The sequence below is a fragment of the Nocardiopsis valliformis DSM 45023 genome, from assembly GCF_000340985.1.
GTDB classification, from domain to species: domain Bacteria; phylum Actinomycetota; class Actinomycetes; order Streptosporangiales; family Streptosporangiaceae; genus Nocardiopsis; species Nocardiopsis exhalans.
The window spans coordinates 24,092-42,084 of the sequence record NZ_ANAZ01000038.1 but is presented as its reverse complement, the minus strand read 5'-3'; the positions used below and the strand labels follow the sequence as shown (position 1 = coordinate 42,084).

General features: G+C 69.4%; 18 protein-coding genes. 9 read left to right on the top strand and 9 right to left on the bottom strand.

Annotation, left to right across the window (positions count from 1 at the left end; all coding sequences use genetic code 11):
• Positions 1-140: 140 nt before the first annotated feature.
• The 6 genes from D457_RS0126625 to purS all read right to left on the bottom strand — a co-directional run bounded on the left by D457_RS0126625 (position 141) and on the right by purS (position 5,677).
• Positions 141-389: a hypothetical protein gene (locus tag D457_RS0126625; protein WP_017583728.1), complete on the bottom strand. Its 249-nt coding sequence runs from the start codon at positions 387-389 to the stop codon at positions 141-143.
• A 183-nt stretch (positions 390-572) separates the two neighbouring features.
• Positions 573-2,867, bottom strand: a complete 2,295-nt coding sequence (gene purL, locus D457_RS0126620; RefSeq protein WP_017583727.1) for a phosphoribosylformylglycinamidine synthase subunit PurL — start codon at positions 2,865-2,867, stop codon at positions 573-575.
• An 83-nt stretch (positions 2,868-2,950) separates the two neighbouring features.
• On the bottom strand, positions 2,951-3,499 hold the full coding sequence (locus tag D457_RS0126615; RefSeq protein ID WP_017583726.1) for a hypothetical protein: 549 nt from the start codon (positions 3,497-3,499) through the stop codon (positions 2,951-2,953).
• An 88-nt stretch (positions 3,500-3,587) separates the two neighbouring features.
• Positions 3,588-4,283 (bottom strand): phosphoribosylformylglycinamidine synthase subunit PurQ, encoded by a 696-nt coding sequence (gene purQ / locus D457_RS0126610; protein WP_017583725.1) that lies wholly within the window; start codon positions 4,281-4,283, stop codon positions 3,588-3,590.
• Between the two features lie 355 nt (positions 4,284-4,638).
• Positions 4,639-5,118 carry an ATP-binding protein gene (locus tag D457_RS0126605; protein WP_017583724.1) on the bottom strand — a complete coding sequence of 160 codons (480 nt, stop codon included), beginning with the start codon at positions 5,116-5,118 and terminating at the stop codon, positions 4,639-4,641.
• A 316-nt stretch (positions 5,119-5,434) separates the two neighbouring features.
• On the bottom strand, positions 5,435-5,677 hold the full coding sequence (gene purS / locus D457_RS0126600; protein WP_017583723.1) for a phosphoribosylformylglycinamidine synthase subunit PurS: 243 nt from the start codon (positions 5,675-5,677) through the stop codon (positions 5,435-5,437).
• Between the two features lie 277 nt (positions 5,678-5,954).
• On the opposite strand from purS, the gene D457_RS0126595 reads away from it, so the two are divergent.
• Positions 5,955-6,590 (top strand): sigma-70 family RNA polymerase sigma factor, encoded by a 636-nt coding sequence (locus D457_RS0126595; RefSeq protein WP_026117063.1) that lies wholly within the window; start codon positions 5,955-5,957, stop codon positions 6,588-6,590.
• A 282-nt stretch (positions 6,591-6,872) separates the two neighbouring features.
• Here D457_RS0126595 and D457_RS33505 read toward each other — a convergent pair whose 3' ends face one another.
• Together D457_RS33505 and D457_RS0126585 are read right to left on the bottom strand one after the other, a co-directional pair.
• Positions 6,873-7,958 carry a CPBP family intramembrane glutamic endopeptidase gene (locus D457_RS33505; protein ID WP_239646240.1) on the bottom strand — a complete coding sequence of 362 codons (1,086 nt, stop codon included), beginning with the start codon at positions 7,956-7,958 and terminating at the stop codon, positions 6,873-6,875.
• Positions 7,959-8,064: 106 nt separating this feature from the next.
• Positions 8,065-8,835, bottom strand: a complete 771-nt coding sequence (locus D457_RS0126585) for a GntR family transcriptional regulator (RefSeq protein WP_017583720.1) — start codon at positions 8,833-8,835, stop codon at positions 8,065-8,067.
• Positions 8,836-9,015: 180 nt separating this feature from the next.
• On the opposite strand from D457_RS0126585, the gene D457_RS0126580 reads away from it, so the two are divergent.
• The 8 genes from D457_RS0126580 (at position 9,016) to D457_RS0126550 (ending at position 15,594) form a co-directional block, all read left to right on the top strand.
• Positions 9,016-9,558: an ATP-binding protein gene (locus D457_RS0126580; RefSeq protein ID WP_026117061.1), complete on the top strand. Its 543-nt coding sequence runs from the start codon at positions 9,016-9,018 to the stop codon at positions 9,556-9,558.
• Positions 9,555-10,121, top strand: a complete 567-nt coding sequence (locus D457_RS35110) for a hypothetical protein (protein WP_083926872.1) — start codon at positions 9,555-9,557, stop codon at positions 10,119-10,121. The genes D457_RS0126580 and D457_RS35110 overlap by 4 nt, the downstream gene beginning before the upstream one ends.
• 120 nt (positions 10,122-10,241) lie before the next feature.
• Positions 10,242-10,655 (top strand): DNA-binding protein, encoded by a 414-nt coding sequence (locus D457_RS33500; protein WP_152514381.1) that lies wholly within the window; start codon positions 10,242-10,244, stop codon positions 10,653-10,655.
• A gap of 14 nt (positions 10,656-10,669) precedes the next feature.
• A complete protein-coding gene (locus tag D457_RS0126570) occupies positions 10,670-11,137 on the top strand; it encodes a helix-turn-helix domain-containing protein (protein ID WP_026117060.1) in 468 nt (155 codons plus the stop codon).
• A 12-nt stretch (positions 11,138-11,149) separates the two neighbouring features.
• The gene (locus D457_RS0126565; RefSeq protein ID WP_017583716.1) at positions 11,150-11,701 is read left to right on the top strand and encodes a PIN domain-containing protein; all 552 of its coding nucleotides are present in this window, start codon (positions 11,150-11,152) and stop codon (positions 11,699-11,701) included.
• A gap of 355 nt (positions 11,702-12,056) precedes the next feature.
• Complete coding sequence (gene pdhA, locus D457_RS0126560) at positions 12,057-13,172, top strand: pyruvate dehydrogenase (acetyl-transferring) E1 component subunit alpha (protein WP_017583715.1); 1,116 nt, start codon at positions 12,057-12,059, stop codon at positions 13,170-13,172.
• Positions 13,173-13,175: 3 nt separating this feature from the next.
• On the top strand, positions 13,176-14,156 hold the full coding sequence (locus D457_RS0126555; protein WP_017583714.1) for an alpha-ketoacid dehydrogenase subunit beta: 981 nt from the start codon (positions 13,176-13,178) through the stop codon (positions 14,154-14,156).
• A 19-nt stretch (positions 14,157-14,175) separates the two neighbouring features.
• Positions 14,176-15,594 carry a dihydrolipoamide acetyltransferase family protein gene (locus D457_RS0126550; protein ID WP_017583713.1) on the top strand — a complete coding sequence of 473 codons (1,419 nt, stop codon included), beginning with the start codon at positions 14,176-14,178 and terminating at the stop codon, positions 15,592-15,594.
• 270 nt (positions 15,595-15,864) lie between these two features.
• Here the strand turns inward: D457_RS0126550 and D457_RS0126545 are convergent, their stop codons facing one another.
• Positions 15,865-17,874, bottom strand: a complete 2,010-nt coding sequence (locus D457_RS0126545) for a serine hydrolase domain-containing protein (RefSeq protein WP_017583712.1) — start codon at positions 17,872-17,874, stop codon at positions 15,865-15,867.
• Positions 17,875-17,993 lie beyond the last annotated feature (119 nt).

Genomic DNA, 17,993 nt, shown 5'->3' with positions numbered 1-17,993 from the left:
CGACCACCCAGTACTACGGATGATCACTGAGCGTTACCTTAGCCGTGTTCGCGGCGGCAAGGGGCACGTTTCCAGGATTCTCTTCGGTTTCTTCCATCGGAGAGCTCCAGGCGGCCGCCGCCCGACCGAGAGTGCACTGTTCAGTGCCGGGGCCGCTCGTAGTGGAGACGGCGGCTCACCCAGTACACGTTCACGCAGGCGGCCACGAAACCGACCCCCAGGACGATGATCAGCCAGGTCTCGTCGGTCCAGAGCATGGCCGCAGCGGTACCCAACAGGAGTACCAGCGCCCCGAACAGGGCCAGGATCACCCGGAAAGCCAGTGCGCTCGCCGGACGGTCGTGACTCCCGAGCGCGCCCTTCAACCTGCCGCGTCTGGCACGTTCCATGTGCTCACACCTCCCTGACTCCCAGTCCTACCCCAGCTCTCGCCAACCTACGGATCGGGGGGCGAGGAAAGCGCATCCGCTTGCCTCGCACCATCGTTTGGCGGCCCCGGTACCCTGAACCACCGGGCACGCGAGAGGGGACGCCCCCGCCGGGAGCGTCCCCTCTTCGAACAGCTGTCAGGCCTACACGCCTTCCATCAGCGCGGGCAGGGCCGCCTCGTAGGAGGTGCGCAGCTCGTCCAGACCGATCTCCACCACGCCGCTGGGGTGGGTCACGGACAGGCTCTCGCCGCCCACGGTGCCGATCTGGGTGACGGGGACGCCGTGCTGGGCGGCCAGCGCGACGAACGCCTCCTCCTGGCCCGGCTCGACCGCGACGATCGCGCGGGCGCCGGACTCGCTGAACAGCGCCGTGAAGGCGTCGCCGTCCACCTCCACGCGCAGGCCCTTGCCGCCGCGCAGCGCGGACTCGGCCAGGGCCACGCCCAGGCCGCCGTCCGACAGGTCGTGCGCGGCCGCGGCCAGACCCTGCTCGGCGGAACCGGCCAGGACCTCGCCGAGGGCGGCCTCGGCGGTCAGGTCCACCTGCGGCGGCAGCCCGCCCAGGTGACCGTGGATGACGTCGGCCCAGGCGGAGCCGCCGAACTCGGGGCGGGTCTCGCCCAGCAGGAACACGCGCGCGCCGTCGGTGTTGAAGCCGGAGCGCAGACGGGTGTTGACGTCGTCGATCACGCCGAGCACACCGATGACCGGGGTCGGGTTGATCGGCACGTCGCCGGTCTGGTTGTAGAAGCTGACGTTGCCGCCGGTCACCGGGGTGCCGAGCTGCTGGCAGGCGTCGGCCAGGCCGCGGGTGGTCTCCGCGAACTGCCACATGACCCCGGGGTCCTCCGGTGAGCCGAAGTTGAGGCAGTTGGTGACCGCCAGCGGACGCGCGCCGGTGGCCGAGACGTTGCGGAAGGCCTCGGCGAAGGCCAGCTGGGTGCCCGTGTACGGGTCCAGGAGGGTGAAGCGGCCGTTGCCGTCGGTGGACAGGGCCACGCCGCGGTCGGAGTCCTCGGAGATCCGGATCATCCCGGAGTCGTGTGGGGCGGACACGACCGTGTCGCCGCGCACGTAGCTGTCGTACTGCTGGGTGACCCAGGTCGGGTCGCCGATGCCGGGCGCGCCCAGCACCTTCAGGAGCTGTTCGCGCAGTTCGACGTCGTTGTCGGGGCGGGCCAGCTTCGCGGCGTCGTCGGCCTGGAGGGCGTCCTGGGACTCCGGGCGGGCGTAGGGGCGTTCGTAGACCGGGCCCTCGTCGGAGGCGGTCCGCGGCGGCATGTCCACCACGGTCTCGCCGTGCCAGGTCATCACCAGGCGGCCGCCGCGTTCGGCCTCTTCGGGGGTCACCTCGGTGACCTCGCCGATCTCGGCGGCGAGGATTCCCCACTTGTCGCAGACCGCGAGGAAGTCGGCCATCTTGGCGGGCTCGACGATCGCCATCATGCGCTCCTGCGACTCACTCATGAGGATTTCCTCGGGGGTGAGCCGGTGGTCGCGCAGCGGGACCCGGTCCAGCTGGATGTTCATGCCGCCGGTGCCGCCCGCGGCGAGTTCGGTGGTGGCGCAGGAGACGCCCGCCGCACCGAGGTCCTGGATACCGACGACCATGTCCTTGGCGTACAGCTCCAGGCTGCACTCGATGAGCAGCTTCTCCATGAACGGGTCGCCGACCTGGACGCTGGGCCGCTTGGACTCCAACTCCTCGTCGAAGGAGGCGCTGGCCAGGACGGAGGCGCCGCCGATGCCGTCGGGGCCGGTGGTGGAACCGAACAGGACCACCTTGTTGCCCGGGCCGGGGGCCTGGGCGAGCTTGATGTCCTCGTGCTTGAGCACACCGATGCACAGGGCGTTGACCAGCGGGTTGCCGAGGTAGCTCTGGTCGAAGCCGATCTCGCCGCCGATGTTGGGCAGGCCGAGGCAGTTGCCGTAGAAGGAGATGCCGGAGGTCACGCCGGGCAGCATCCGCTTGGTGTCGTCGGCGTCGGCGGGGCCGAAGCGCAGCGCGTCCATCACGGCCACGGGGCGGGCGCCCATGGTGAGGATGTCGCGGACGATGCCGCCCACACCGGTGGCCGCACCCTGGTGGGGCTCGACGAAGGACGGGCTGTTGTGCGACTCGATCTTGAACGTGACCGCGTTCCCGTCGCCCACGTCCACGACGCCCGCGTTCTCGCCCATGCCCACGAGCAGGGCGTCGTTCTCCGGAGCCTTCTCACCGAACTGGCGCAGGTGCACCTTGGAGGACTTGTAGGAGCAGTGCTCGCTCCACATCACCGAGTAGATGGCCAGCTCGGCGGCGGTGGGACGGCGGCCCAGGATCTCACGGACCCGGTCGTACTCGTCCTTGGGCATGCCCAGTTCGGCGTACGGCTGGGGTGTGTCCGGACTGTCGGTCGCGTTGGCGACGGTGTCGAGACCGGGTGCTTCAGACATGCGGTGGTTCCGTTCGGGTGTCGCGGAGTTGCGCGGAGGTGGGTCAGGCCGAGCCTTGGCTGTGTCCGCCGCCCGGCACCGGATCAGTAGGCGGGCATGCCCGCGTTGCCGAGCATCAGCACCGGCAGGGCGCCGGCGGACGGGGCGGTGGAGTCGGCCACCAGGGTCGTGCCGTCGGTGAGGACGGAGTCCACGAGGGCGATCTCGTCCTCGGACTCGGTGCCCGGCGGCAGTTCCTGGCGCCAGCCGTTGTCCAGCAGGTGTTCGTACACCGTCTGGACACTCTCCTCGGCGTCGTCGTCGAGCTCCTGGCCGTCCTCACCCGCGATGACGATCAGCCGGAAGCACAGGCCCTGGGGGTCGCAGTGCGCCTCGTCCTGGTCCACGTACGTGAACCCGGACGGGGGCCGACCCAGTGAGCCGACCTCGGGCGGGGGGTCGGGCTGGGCGCCCTGCTGCCCCTGCCCGGGCTGGCCCGGTTGGCCCTGCTGCCCCTGGCCACCGCCGGGAGCGGCGGTGGTGGGTGCGTTGAACGACTGGAAGAGGCCGACGGCCCCGGAAACCACGAGGCCGACCACGACCAGACCCACCAGTACGTACAACATGCGCCGGGAGCGCAGCAGCGCCATCATCGCGAGGATCGTCCCCCTGTCGGGTGCGTCGGTCCGGTGTCGGCCGAACCGGGGTGCGTCGGGCCGCCGGGTTCGCGGCCGGTGTCGGTCAGGCGGGGGCCGGGGCCCCGGCCGAGAGGTGGCTGAGGATCGAGGTGAAGAAGCCCAGGCCCTCGGTGGAGGGGCCGGTCAGCGCTTCGACGGCGTGCTCGGGGTGCGGCATCAGCCCGACCACGTTGCCGTGCTCGTTGGTGATACCGGCGATGTCGCGACGCGATCCGTTGGGGTTGCCCCCGACGTAGCGGGCGATGACCCGGCCCTCGGACTCCAGCTGGTCCAGGGTCTCCTCGTCGGCGACGTAGCTGCCCTCGCCGCTCTTGAGGACGACCAGGATCTCCTGGCCCTCGGTGTAGTCGGCGGTCCACGCGGTCCGGGTGTTCTCCATCCGCAGCACCTGGTCGCGGTTGACGAACCGCAGTGAGGAGTTGCGGGTGAGGGCACCGGGGAGCAGGTGGCTCTCGCACAGGATCTGGAAGCCGTTGCAGATGCCCAGGACCGGCAGGGCGCCCGAACGCGCCGCCGGGACCAGCTCGGACATCAGCGGGGCGAACCGGGCGATGGCACCGCAACGGAGGTAGTCCCCGTAGGAGAAGCCGCCGGGCAGCACCACGGCGTCGACCCCCTTGAGGTCGGCGTCCGCGTGCCAGAGCGCGACGGGTTCGGCACCGGCGAGGGAGACCGCGCGCGCGGCGTCCTTGTCGTCGAGGGAGCCTGGGAAGGTGACGACGCCCACACGGGCTGTCATGAGCACACTCCGGGATTGTTGTCCTACGGGGAGAAGGCGGTGCCTGACCCCGTCACGGGGACGGCGCTCCGTTACCCGCAGCGTACCCGCTCACCTGTGCTCGGGTACGACGGTCACCCCCTCCCAGGGGTGCCGGACTGTGTGATCCTCCCAGGGAAACCCCGCCGGGAGGGGGTGCGGGTGTGTGACTCGACAGGTCGCGTGGTGTGCGTCACGGGGGCCGCACGGGCCGCGGAGGGGTGTGCCCCGGACGGTGAACGGGGCCGGTGCGGAGCCGTCGCAGAGTCGTCCCAGAGCCGGTGCGTGCCCACGCCACGCCCCGCAGGGACGGTCCACGGGGTGCGGTGGGTCGGGTCTACAGCAGCGCGAACCGCGCCGCCGGGTCACTTCGGGACAGGGCGTCCCCACTGGCGGGATCGCAGGCGGTGAGGCGTTTGCGCAGGATGACGGCGGTTCGGGGTTCACCGCTGAAGTCGACCTCGTCCATGAGGTAGCGCATCAGCAAAATGCCCCTGCCCGATTCTGCTTCCAGGCCCGGGAGGGGCGTGTGTTCCGAGGTGAACCTCTGGACGAGCGCCGCTGTGTCGGGAGCTCGCCCGGTATGGGAGATCTGAAGCTCGCACCAGTCGGGGGCGAGCTCCACCTCGACCTCGTAGTCGGGGGAGGGCCCCCCGTGTTCGACGGCGTTGGCGCAGGCTTCGGACGCGGCCAGAAGGATGTCGTCGACGCACTCCCGGCACAGGCCGGAGCGGCGGAGAAGCGCGCCGAGGATGTCGCGTACGACGGCGACCGTGTACGCCTGTCTGGGGAGGGAGATCGAGAAAACGGTGTCCATCCGTGTACCTCTCGTGCTCCGTATCGGTTACCAGCTCGGCACGTTAGGAACCCTTCCCGAGGCCGCCGCCGGTAAAACGAACAGCCGCGCCCTCAAGGGACGCGGCTGTGGAAGCCGGACACTTCCGGCACTCCGGGCGCCGGAGGTTCGGTTGGCGCCGTCCGTTAACCGGACCGAACACGGTTCCCGCCCGTGACGGCAGGGGCTGCCGGGTTTCGGGCGGGGCTGTGTTTCGAGTACGGCTGTGCAGGGCAGGGCGAGCCGTAGAGGCCGAATCGGTCAGGCTGGGCAGGCCAAGCCTGGCGGGCCGAACCGATCAGGCCGGACGGACCTCGAAGTCCTCGATCACGGTGTTCGCGAGCAGGGTCTCGGCCAGGCGGCGGAGGTCGGCGAGCTTGGCCTCGTCCACCTCGCCCTCGACCTCGACCTCGAAGCGCTTGCCCTGGCGGACCTGGTCGATCCCCTCGAAACCGAGGCGGGAGCAGGCACCGGCGATGGCCTGGCCCTGGGGGTCCAGGATCTCGGGCTTGAGCATGACGTCAACCACGACGCGGGCCACAGGTCCTCCACAGGAAAAAATGGGTATGCCACTGCTCCGCCGTTCGAAGGGCGCCTCGTCGGGACGCGCCTGGCGGGCGTCGCCAGCGTATGACACCCGAGGACGCGGACGTGTCCCGGCCACCTGCCACGCAGGGCTTTTACCGCATCCTTGACGGGACTGGCGATGGTTTCGGTACGTTCGTGACCCGTATCACTGCAATTGATGTCATCATTAGGAGCGTGTTGCTGCGTCTAACAGTGTGGAAGTGATCGTTCGGTCGTCCCTAGGGGGAATCTTGACGACTCTCGAAAAGGATCAGACCTCCACGGCCGGTGTGACCCGTGACGAGGACCAGACACTGGACTTCGCCACCGCGGTGACGCCGTTCGCAGACCAGCTCTACCCGACGGCCCTGCGGATGACCCGCAATCCGGCCGACGCAGAAGACCTCGTTCAGGAGACGTTCGCCAAGGCCTTCGCCAATTTCCACCAGTTCCGGGCCGGTACCAATCTGCGGGCCTGGCTGTACCGGATCTTGACCAACACTTTTATCAACAGTTACCGAAAGAAGCAGCGGGAACCGCGTCAGGAGACCACTGACGAGATCAAGGACTGGCAGCTCGCCGCCGCCGAGACGCACACGTCGTCCGGTATGCGCTCGGCCGAGACCGAGGTCCTGGACCACCTGCCCGACTCCGACATCAAGCAGGCCCTGGCCCGCTTGCCGGAGGAGTTTCAGGAGGTCATCTACCTCGTGGACATCGAGGGCTACGCCTACAAGGAGGTCGCCGCCCGCATGGGTACGCCTCTGGGCACGGTGATGTCCCGACTGCACCGGGCGCGCCGTCAGCTGCGCGAGATGCTCGCCGACTACGGCCGCGAGCGCGGAATGCGCGTGCCTACGCCCAAGGCCCGGGACGCGTCCGAATAACCGGACACGACCGGCGGTAATCGGACGAACGCGGGCCCCGCAGCGGGTTCCCGGAAGTCTTCGGCGAGCGGTTTCACACCGCCCGGAGCGAACTGACCGAAGAACGCCCGAAGAGACGGCGAGAAGTGCGCCACAGGCCTCCCGAAACCTTGGGAGGCGCTCAGGTGGGAAAGCGCACCACACCGCCTGTCCGGGCGGCTCATTGAATTCTCACGGAAAACGCACCGACGGTGACTCAGGGTCGATGTCGGTGCCTTTGCCGTACCCGAAACCAGGCCTGTCTCAGCCCGTTTGTGTTTGTGCGTCCGGGGTCGAACCGGGGGCCTGCGCCGACTCCGGCGCCGGGGTTTGCGGTGCCAGGGTTTCCGGTGCCGGGGTGCGGGGCGGTCCCGTGTGCCGGGTGCGGAACCACACCACGGCCGTGATCACGACGAGGATCACGCAGGGAAGCAGCATGACCGGCGAACCCACACCGGCCGAACGGTCCATCCCCTCGGCGAGGTCGGTGTGCGTGACGGCCACGAGCAGGAAGGCGACCGTGTTGTTCACCGCGTGGATGACCACCGCCAGCTCCAGGCCGCCGGTGCGCCACGAGATGAGCGCCAGGGTGGCGCCGAAGACGAAGTAGTAGAGGTTCAGCCACGGGTCGAACGCCGCGTGCGCCACCATGAACAGCAGGCTCGACACCACGACGCCCAGGATGAGCGCGGAACGCGGCCCTCGGCCCCAGCTCGCGGCCACCCGGAAGGCCAGCCCGCGGAAGCCGTACTCCTCACCGGCCGACTGCAGCGGAGCCAGCAGCATCACCACGGCGAACATGAGCACGAGGTCGGCGTACAGCCAGTCCGTCTGCTCGTAGGGCGCCAGGAAGGTGAAGACGGTCATGTAGACCACCCAGATCGGCAGGATGACCAGGAGCGACCGGCCGAACACCTCCGGGCGGAAGAGCGAGCGGACCGAGTGCAGGGAAGCGCCCTTCACCCCGTAGAGCCACCGCTGGATGAGCATGCTCCACGGCAGCAGCATGGCGAGCCCGAGCAGGCCCGCCGCCTGGTTCACGGGGGTGATCTCGAACTCGCCCTCGAACATGTTGCCCCGGCCGAGCGCCGCGTCGATCGCGAAGCCGATGATCGTGAACCCGAACGCGAAGACGAGCATCCCGCCCATGAGCAGGACGAGCGCGGCGATGCCCCGCCAGATCCGGCGCTTGTCCGTGGTGAGGACCTCGTGGTACTCCCGGCCGGGAGGCACCGGACGCGGGCCGCGACGGCGCTCCTGAGGAGCGGGCGGGACCGGCGGTGGAGCCATCGGCGGGGTCTGCACGTTCGTCGGGGGCGTGGCCGGTGGTCGCTGCTCTTCGTGGTTCATGCCTCGAACCTAACTTCGGTGAAGGCGGGCCCGGGAGTCCCCGGAATCACCGGTTCGCGCTGTGTTTCACCCGGCCCCACCGATGACAGATGTCATCCGCTGGGGATCAGTCCGGGACCGGGAAGCGGTAGTCGAAGACGGCCATGTCGGCGCGGATCAGGAACTGCGCCACATCGAGCGGTCCGTCTTCGGTGTGGTAGGTCCGGATCACCTCGAACACCGGTGTGCCCGGCGGAATGCGCAGCCGACTCGCCTCCGGCCCGGTGGGCATGCGGGCTCCGATCTCCTCCTGGATCTCCCGCATGGGGCTCACCCGATTGATGTCCGCGATGTGCCCTCCGGGTCCCTCTCCGTGCACGATCTCGGGGTTCCGCTCGGCGGTGGCGAGGCTGAAGTAGCTGTCCGCGGACTGGTTGATGGTTCCGTCGAGCTTGGTGACGCGTCTGCGCACGAAGACGAGATCGCCCTCCGCGACGTCCGGAAGCCGCTCCACCACGAAGGACGGCGCGGGGACCTGCTCTGTCTCGGATTCCTGCTCGACCTTCTGGCCCTGCTCGCCACCCTCTGCCCGAAGCACACTCTGCGGTTCCGGGCCGCCCCACACGGATCGGCTGTAGCGCTGGACGCCGTAACGGCGCACCCTCTTGGGCTCGCGGACGTAGGTGCCGCTTCCCTTCCTGCTGGTCAGAAGCCCTTCTTGGCGCAGGAGGTCGATCGAGCGGCGGGCCACCATCACGCTGACGTCGTAGCGCCCGGCGAGCGCGTGGAGCGTAGGGAGCTTGTCCCCGGGGGCGAGGTCACCCCGGCGGATCTGATTGCGCAGGTCATCGGCGATGCGTACCTGCAAGGGGCGCGCGTCGGTCGTCTCGTCGCTCATGGCGCTCACCCTAGTGTCACGCATGTTTGTATACAAACTCCTTGCGGGTGGCGGTCGGCTGTGCTCTGATGTTTGAAAGCAAGTATGCAAACTTTGCCTCCGTGCATGAGAAACCCCGGCGGGTGTTGCACCACCCCCGGGGCCAGGCCGACAACGAACCCTCGAACAGGAGTTGCCGACGTGTCCATTCTCCCTCAGATGCCCACTCCCGCCCACCCGGGGCGGCGCTGGGAAGCGCGCCAGTACCCCGGAACGCCCTCCACCTGCCCCCGCTTCCGGGCGGAACTCCGCTCTGACCTCGAATCCCTCGCCGGGGTTCCCCGCCGCATCCGCGAGGACGTCGAACTCTGCGCGAGCGAGGCGTTTGCCAACGCGGTGACCCATTCCCGGTCCCAGCGCTCAGGCGGCACGGTGATCCGGATGCTCTCCACGCCCATCGTGATGGGCCGCGAGACCACCTTGCGGCTGTCCGTCATCGATGACGGGCCCCTGGACGCCCGTCCGATGTTCCCGCCCGCACGGCGATCGGTGGAGAACTGGGCGCAGGCCGAGTCCGGGCGCGGCCTCCAGCTCATCCACCAGCTCGCGGACGAGTGGGGCACCCAGCGCTGGGCCGACTCGGACTCGCTGAGCGTGCTGGGCACGGTGCTGTGGGCCGAGTTCACCTACCCCACCGCCACCGCAGCGTCCTCTGCCCCGTGTGTCTGTGGAGGCGCCCGATGAGCACCGAGACCGTACCCCTCGACCTGCGCCGAGTCCTGGACGCTCCCCGGGGTCGACGCTTCAGCCGCCCCGCGCTCCGTCCCGGAATCCGCCCGGAAGTGCATTCCTCTGGCGGTCGGGCACCTGAGTCGCTCCCGTCCCTGGTCTCTCTGGGTCGGACCCCGAGGGAGCGCGAGATCCTCGCGCGGATGCCCGACACCCCCGGGCTGCGCCGCCGCTTCGCCCAGGGGGACCCGCCCGATTGGATGCGAAGGGCTGAGTCCGCCGAATCCTGCTGGCGTCAGGACGACGTTCCCGAACGCACCTCCGCCCCGAAACCCGCTCCTACACAGCAACCGGCACGCGAGCCCGCCGAGCCCCCTGAACCCGAACGCCCGGTGTCGATCCCGCGCCCCCGCAGGGAGCAGGTGCCACCTCCGCCGCTCCCGCGTAGGTCGGATCGCCCTCGCCGTCCGGCCAGCCATCGCAAGCCCCGCCGCCGGACCGGCCTTCTCCTGACCGGCTACGCCCTGGCCGTCACGGTCGGGGCGATGGGCCAGCACCTGGTCGCCTTGCTGGGCTGACCACCACAACCCGCACGAACGGCCGCACCGGAACACGGGGCCCGGTGCGGCCATCCTGTACGCCTGCCCACCTCTGAAGCTTTGGTTGCAGTTATTTCGGATAAGCCGATGGAGAGGGCCGTGATGGTGCGAGCGAGTGTCCTGAGGAACGCCCCCAGGATCGAGCCTGGCGCCGAAGACCGCTTCGCCGCTCAGAAACTGCTTCAAGAAACGGCCGGAGAGTCACACCTAGTTCTTAAGCTCGCTGACGGGAGGGAACTCCCGCTGCCCGAAGCGTTGGCCAAGGCACTGCTGGCATTGGCCGGTGAGCTCTCGACCGGACACGCGGTTCGCGTACTGGCCGCCGAGACCACGCTGAGCCCCGCGGAAGCCGCGGAGGGGCTGGACCTGTCCAGGCTCTTCGTCGTGCGCTTGCTGGATGAGGGAGCGATTCCGTCGGAGCACCTGCCCGACAGCCGTCATCGGGCGGTCCGGCTGGAAGACGTCCTGATAAGCGAAGCAACCGCAGCAGAGGATTTCGTTTTTTTCGATTAGGGTAGGATGGCGTTATGGCAACGACACTGCGGGAACGAACAGTCCTTCCACCGGATGACCGATCCGAGCTGGCCAGACTCGCTCGTGACCTGACTGACGACCGCCGACCACGCGCGCGGCTCATCGGCCCGGACGGCTCGAAAATCGATGTCCCTGAGGAGCTCTACGGAGTCCTGCGCGACGTCGTGGCAGCGCTTTCCCAGGGGTTGGCGATCTCCATCGCTCCGCACAACACCATGCTGACCACGCAGGAGGCGGCTGATCTGCTCAGTATTTCCCGTCCCACCCTGGTCAGGCTCCTGAGCGAGGGCGAAATCCCCTTCAGTATGCGAGGACGGCATCGCCGAGTACTGCTCCGCGACGTCCTGGACTACCAGGAGCGCACCCGGCAGGAGCGGGAGCAGGTCCTGGACCAGATGGCGGTCGATGCCGAGGAAACGGGCCTGTACGACGTGACCTCCACCCCTGAAAAAACCAGGTGAGAGTGGCAGGCAGTGGCTTTTCCCGCCTTTCTCGACACCTGTGTGCTCTATCCCGCCTACCTGTGCGACACCCTCCTACGGCTCGCGGCCGCCGGAGCGTACCGGCCCTTGTGGTCTGCCGACGTGCTTGACGAGCTCGGCCGCAACGTCGTCAAGCGAGGTGTCGCAGCGGACAAGGTCGAACGCAGGATCACCCAGATGAACCGCGCTTTTCCCGACGCTACGGTGCACGGCTACGAGACGCTGATCGACGGCATGAAGAACGATCCCAAGGACAGGCACGTCCTCGCTGGTGCTGTCCGGGCAAACGCCGAGGTCATTGTTACCTTCAACACGAAGGACTTCCCAGACGTAGCGCTCAAGCCCTACGACGTCCTGGCCGTGCACCCGGATGATTTTCTTCTTGATCAACTCGACCTCTATCCGGGACTGACGCTCGGTGTTCTGGAGAAGCAGGCTGCCTCCTACCGTCGCGAACCGACTACCGTCCCCGGGGTGCTCGCCTTGCTGGAGCGAACCGGCGTACCCCAGTTCGCCGCTGAAGTTCGTCGACACCTGCGTTGAGCGCTCCGGAACACGGATTCGCAAGGCGGGGCGCCGACTCACACGGGCCGGGCCGTGCACATCCGGGGTTCCGGACAGGGCGCTATCTACCTGTTGTGGACAAGTTGTCACAAAGTAGTTGGAAGTCCTTGTAAATGCTAGGAAGCCCTGGTATCTCAGCTGGTCACGCGTCCGGGAGCATGGGTCGCACAACGTAAAAGGTGCCGCTGGGGTCTTGCGCTCCCCACAGTGAGTTCTGTCACGATGTGGGGAGGGCTGTCCATGACCCTCCCCACACCCTGGGAGCGCATGGACCGTTAAACGGTCGATCAGCGTTCACCCACGCGAAGTCGGCCCCGAGAACCCGAGGAGCGACGTGTCGGACACCGCCGCGCACGAGGAGCCGGAGCTCATCCAGCTCCTGACACCGGAAGGGGAGCTCACCGAGCACCCCGACTACCCCCTGGACATCACCGCGGAGGAGATCCGCGCGCTCTACCGAGACCTGGTGCTGGTCCGCCGGGTCGACAGCGAGGCGATCACCCTCCAGCGCCAGGGCGAACTGGGCCTGTGGGTCTCGCTGCTGGGTCAGGAAGCCGCGCAGATCGGCTCCGGACGCGCACTCCACGACCGCGACATGGCCTTCCCCTCCTACCGCGAGCACGGCGTCGCCTGGTGCCGCGGCATCCAGCCCAAGGAACTGCTCAGCATGTTCCGCGGCGCGAGCAACGGGGGCTGGGACCCGCACGAGCACGGCTTCCACCTGTACACGATCGTCATCGGCAGCCAGGCGCTGCACGCCACCGGCTACGCCATGGGCGTCCAGCGCGACGGCGCCGTCGGTGAGGACGGCACCGCCGTCATCTCCTACTTCGGGGACGGGGCCACGAGCCAGGGCGACACCAACGAGGCGTTCAACTTCGCCTCGGTGAACAACGCCCCCGTGGTCTTCTTCTGCCAGAACAACCAGTGGGCCATCTCCGAGCCGCTGGAGCGCCAGTCCCGCGTGCCGATCTACAAGCGCGCGGCCGGCTTCGGCTTCCCGGGCATGCGCGTGGACGGCAACGACGTCCTCGCCTGCCTCGCGGTCACCCGCGCCGCCCTGGACAACGCGCGCACCGGTAACGGACCCACGCTGATCGAGGCGTTCACCTACCGGATGGGCGCCCACACCACCAACGACGACCCCTCCCGTTACCGGGACAAGGGCGAGCTCGACGAGTGGAAGGCCAAGGACCCGATCCTGCGCGTACGCCGCTACCTGGAGGCCAACGGCCTCGCCGACGAGGCCTTCTTCGCCTCGATCGAGGAGGAGGCCGACAAGGTCGGCGAGACGGTGCGCAGCCAGTGCCGCAACATGCCCGACCCCGAGCCGCTGGACATCTTCCACGAGGTCTACGCCGAACCCAACGTCCACATCGACCAGCAGCGGGCCGAGTTCGCCGACTACCTGTCCTCCTTCGAGGGTGCGGGCGCGGAAGGGGGCCGCTAGGCCATGGGAACCAACCTCACTATCGGCAAGGCCATCAACGCCGGACTGCGCGCCGCGATGGAGCACGACCCCAAGGTCCTGATGATGGGCGAGGACGTCGGCAAGCTCGGCGGCGTCTTCCGGGTCACCGACGGCCTCTACAAGGACTTCGGCGCCGACCGGGTCATCGACACCCCGCTGGCCGAGTCCGGCATCGTCGGCACCGCCATCGGTATGGCCATGCGCGGCTACCGCCCCGTGGTGGAGATCCAGTTCGACGGGTTCTTCTTCCCCGCCGCGAACCAGACCTTCACCCAGCTCGCCAAGATGCGCCGCCGCTCGGCGGGCAAGCTCGCCATGCCCGTCGTCATGCGCATCCCCTACGGCGGCGGCATCGGCGCGGTGGAGCACCACAGCGAGTCGCCGGAGGCCTACTTCCAGCACACCGCAGGTCTGCGCGTGGTCACCGTCGCCAACCCGGAGGACGCCTACTGGATGATCCAGCAGGCCATCCGCTCTGACGACCCGGTCATCTTCCTGGAGCCCAAGCGGCGCTACTACGAGAAGACCGAGGTCGACACCGAGGCCTCCATCGACGAGGTCACCCCGATGGGCGCGGCCCGGATCGCGCGCCCCGGCACCGACTGCACGCTGCTGGCCTACGGGCCGATGGTCAAGACCGCCCTCCAGGCGGCCGAGGCCGACACCGAACACTCCATCGAGGTCGTCGACGTGCGCTCGCTCGCGCCGGTCGACTACCCGACCATCACGGAGTCGGTGAAGCGCACCGGCCGTCTGGTCGTGGCGCACGAGGCCACCCTCACCGGCGGCCCCGGCGCGGAAATCGCCGCCCGGGTCACCGAGGAGTGCTTCTACCACCTGGAATCGCCGGTCATCCGCGTGGCCGCGTTCGACACCCCGTACCCGCAGTCCAGGCTGGAGGAGCACTACCTGCCGGACCTGGACCGGGTCCTGGACGGCGTCGACCGGGCATTCGCGTACTAGATCGGGGAAACCTCAAGACATGGCGATTCACAAGAGCGCGCCCGCCGTTGACGGCGTGCACTCGTTCAAACTGCCCGACGTCGGTGAGGGCCTGGTCGAGGCCGAGCTCCTCACCTGGTACGTCAAACCGGGCGACACCGTCACCGACGGTCAGATGATCTGCGAGATCGAGACCGCCAAGGCCGTCGTCGAGCTCCCCGTCCCGTTCTCCGGGACGGTCAAGGAGCTGTTCGCGGCCGAGGGCGACACGGTCGAGGTCGGCTCGGTCATCATCACCGTGGACGACGGCACCGGGGGTTCCGGGGCCGGTTCCGCAAGTGCTGCTCCGGCCGCTGACACCGCTGCCGCCGCTCCGGCCGAGGAGACCGAGGAGCGAGAGAAGCCCCTCGTGGGCTACGGCGAGAAGGCGTCCGCCACCCAGCGCCGCGCCCGCCGCCGCCCGGGCCCCTCGGGCCCTGTCTCCCCGCCCGCGCCCAAGCCCGCCGAGCCCGTACCCGCGGTCGTGGCGGTGCCCGCCGGGCCCGCGCCCGCCTCCGGGCGGCCGCTGGCCAAGCCGCCGGTGCGCAAGCTCGCCAAGGACCTCGGTGTGGACCTGGCGACGGTCGCCCCGACCGGCAAGGGCGGGGTCGTGACCCGCGAGGACGTCCACGCGGCCGTGGAGGCCGCCGCGTCCCCGCAGGGGACAGCCCCGTCCGCGACGGCCGCCGAGGCCGCGCCCGCGCCGGACCGCACGGCCCGCGAGCGGCGCGTCCCGATCAAGGGCGTGCGCAAGCACACCGCCGCGGCCATGGTGAACAGCGCGTTCACCGCGCCGCACGTCACCGAGTTCCTCCAGGTGGACGTCACCAAGACGATGAAGGCGGTGGCCCGGCTGCGCGAGCGCCGCGACTTCGCCGACGTCAAGGTGTCGCCGCTCCTGCTGGTGGCCAAGGCCCTGCTCATGGCGGTCCGCCGCCACCCGGAGGTCAACGCCTCCTGGGACGAGCAGAACCAGGAGATCGTGGTCAAGAACTACGTGAACCTGGGGATCGCGGCCGCCACCGAGCGCGGCCTGGTGGTGCCCAACATCAAGGACGCCGACGCCCAGACCCTCCCGGAGCTGGCGGCGTCCCTGAAGGCGCTGACCGAGAAGGCGCGGGCGGGCAAGACCAGCCCGGCCGACATGTCCGGCGGCACCATCACCATCACCAACGTCGGTGTGTTCGGAGTGGACGCCGGTACGCCGATCATCAACCCGGGCGAGGCCGCCATCCTCGCCTTCGGGCAAATCCGCGACATGCCGTGGGTCCACAAGGGTGAGCTGAAGATCCGCAAGGTGACCACCCTGTCGCTCTCCTTCGACCACCGGCTGGTCGACGGAGAGCTGGGCTCCAAGGTGCTGCGTGACATCGGTACCGCGCTGGAGGACCCGGAGCTGACCGCTCTGGCCTGGGGTTAGTCCCGGGGCCGAAGAAGAGTGAGGGGCCGGTGCGGCCGGGGAGTGATCCCGGGGCCGCGCCGGCCCTTCGGTGTGTTCCGTGAGCCCGGGTGCTCTGGCCGCGCGGGCCGCCCTGGCTGCTCGGGGCGCCTACACGGGGACGGGCCCGTCCCCCAAGGGGGTGGGGGCGGGCCCTAACAGTAGGTGTTCCCGTTCCAGGAGCGTTACCAACCCTTGACCGAGGATTTTGTTGAGCACTCTGCCCGTGCGCGCGGCCCCGGGCGCCTGTTCTCAGCCCGGCAGCCAGACCAGGCCGTACTGGACGCCGACCGCGATCACGGCGAGGGCGGCCAGGGGCAGCAGCGAGTAGTGCACGCGTCGGACCCGGCCCCACTGGCCCTCACCCCACCAGCCCCGGACCCAGGCGGTGACCGCGAACCCGGCCGTGGTCAGGGCGAGCGGAACAGCCAGTGCCAGGGGCAGGGTGAGGACGACCGAGTCGCCGAAGACCCAGTCCCGGAGCCGGTTCACGTCCGTGACCGCGTAGACGACCAGCCCGACCGCGACCAGGCAGGCCAGCGCGGTGAGGGAGGCGGACACGGCGGCGGTGACCCGCGCCGCGCCACGGGGGCGGCGCAGGTGCGCGGTGCCGGTGAGAAGTACCAGCAGGGCGACGACGACGGTGATCAGATGGAGCCCGGGGCTGGCGAGCGCCGAGGCCCGGTCATAGCCGCTGGTGGGGTTGGCGTCCAGGTACACGGCCGCTGCCCGGCCGTCCTCGACGGTGAAGGCCAGCCGTTCCCCGCTGTCCTGGCCGACGAACACCCCGTCGCCCACCGGGACCCAGCGCTCCCGGGGGATCATGACGCCTCGGACCCGCAGCGTCCCGTCACCCGCGTCGCGCACCGCGAGGTTGTCGAAGAGCGTGATGATCCGGGCGGTCCCCTCCACGGCGCGCCTGGTGGTGACATAGCTCCCGGAGTAGGCGCTCAGGTCGTCTCCGGGGTCGGCCTCGGGGGCGGCTTCGGAACCGGTCCGGGCGTCGGCCGGGCCGAACTCGTCGGCGAAGGCGTGCAGCACGGCGAAACGCAGGTCATGGAGGAGGCTCGCCCCCGCCTCGGGGTCGGTGTCGTCCCCGTTGACGGCCACGAACACCCCCGCGTCGAGTTCGGGCAGGATCAGGTAGCCGGTGTGGATACCGTCCAGGTCACCGCCGTGCCCCACGCCCCGGGGTGGTCCGGTCCGCCACTCGTAGGTCCCGTAGCCCATCGCGGTGGCGTCCGGGTGGTGCTCGAACTGCCGGGCGAGCATCATCGCCACCGACTCGGTGCCGAGCACGCGCTCGCCGTCCAACTCACCATCGTTGAGCAGCGCCGCCATGAACCTGGCCATGTCCCCCGTGGTGGTCACCGCCGCCCCGGCGGGGACCAGCGGGATGTGGACGAGGGCCGCCGGTGCGCGGTCGGGCCCGTGCCCGGTGACGAGGTCGTGCTCGTCGGCGAGTTCGTGGAGCTGGCCGAACTCCGTGCCGTCCATGCCCAGCGGCGCGAACACGTTCCGCTCGACGTACTCCTCGAACGGCACTCCGCTGACCTCCTGGACCACGAACCCGGCCAGGCCGGTCCCGTAGTTGGAGTAGGCGGCGTACCGGCCCGGCGGGAAGATCCGCTCGGGGGTGTTGTCCCGCAGGAACTCCGCCAGGTCCCGTTGACCGGCGGGGTCCTCCGGGTCGTCCATGTCGGTGCGCTCGTCGAACCCCGGGGTGTGGGTGAGCAGGTGGTGGAGGGTGACCGGCTCACCCGGGTGGGTGTCCGGTACGCGCAGCTCCTCGGGCAGGTAGGTGTTGACGTCCTCGTGCAGCTCCACCTCCCCCTGTTCGGCGAGCTGGAGCACGGCCGCGGCGGTGAAGGACTTGGCGATCGAGGCGGTGGGGAAGGCGTGGGACTCCGCGTCCATGGGAGTTCCGTCCGCGAGATCGGCGACCCCGTGCGCGGCGGAGGCCAGGGGGCCGCCGTCGGCGACGATCGACACCGTCAGCCCAGGGGCGCCGTGTTCGGCCAGGAGCTCGGGGACGCGACCGTCAACGAAAGCCTGCGCCGTGTCCGGGGTGAGCTGTGGGGCCGGGCCGATGGCCTGAGCCTGGGCCTGGACCGGTGTCGAGGGTGTGAGTACCAGGGGAGCGGCCAGGGCCAGGACCAGTGGGAGACCGAGCGCGGCGGGCCAGACGGGACGGCTTCGAGTGCGGCCGCTCCGGTGGGGACGGCTTCGGGTGCGGACGGACTGCGCGAGGGGCGAGGACATGAAGGCTCCAGCGGAGGACGGTCGGGGTCACCTCAACGCTAGAAATCCCGCCCGCCGGGGGCATTGGGGCTGGGGGCCGTTCTTCTGGGGTGGCTGGCTGTAGTACCGGGCGCAAAAAT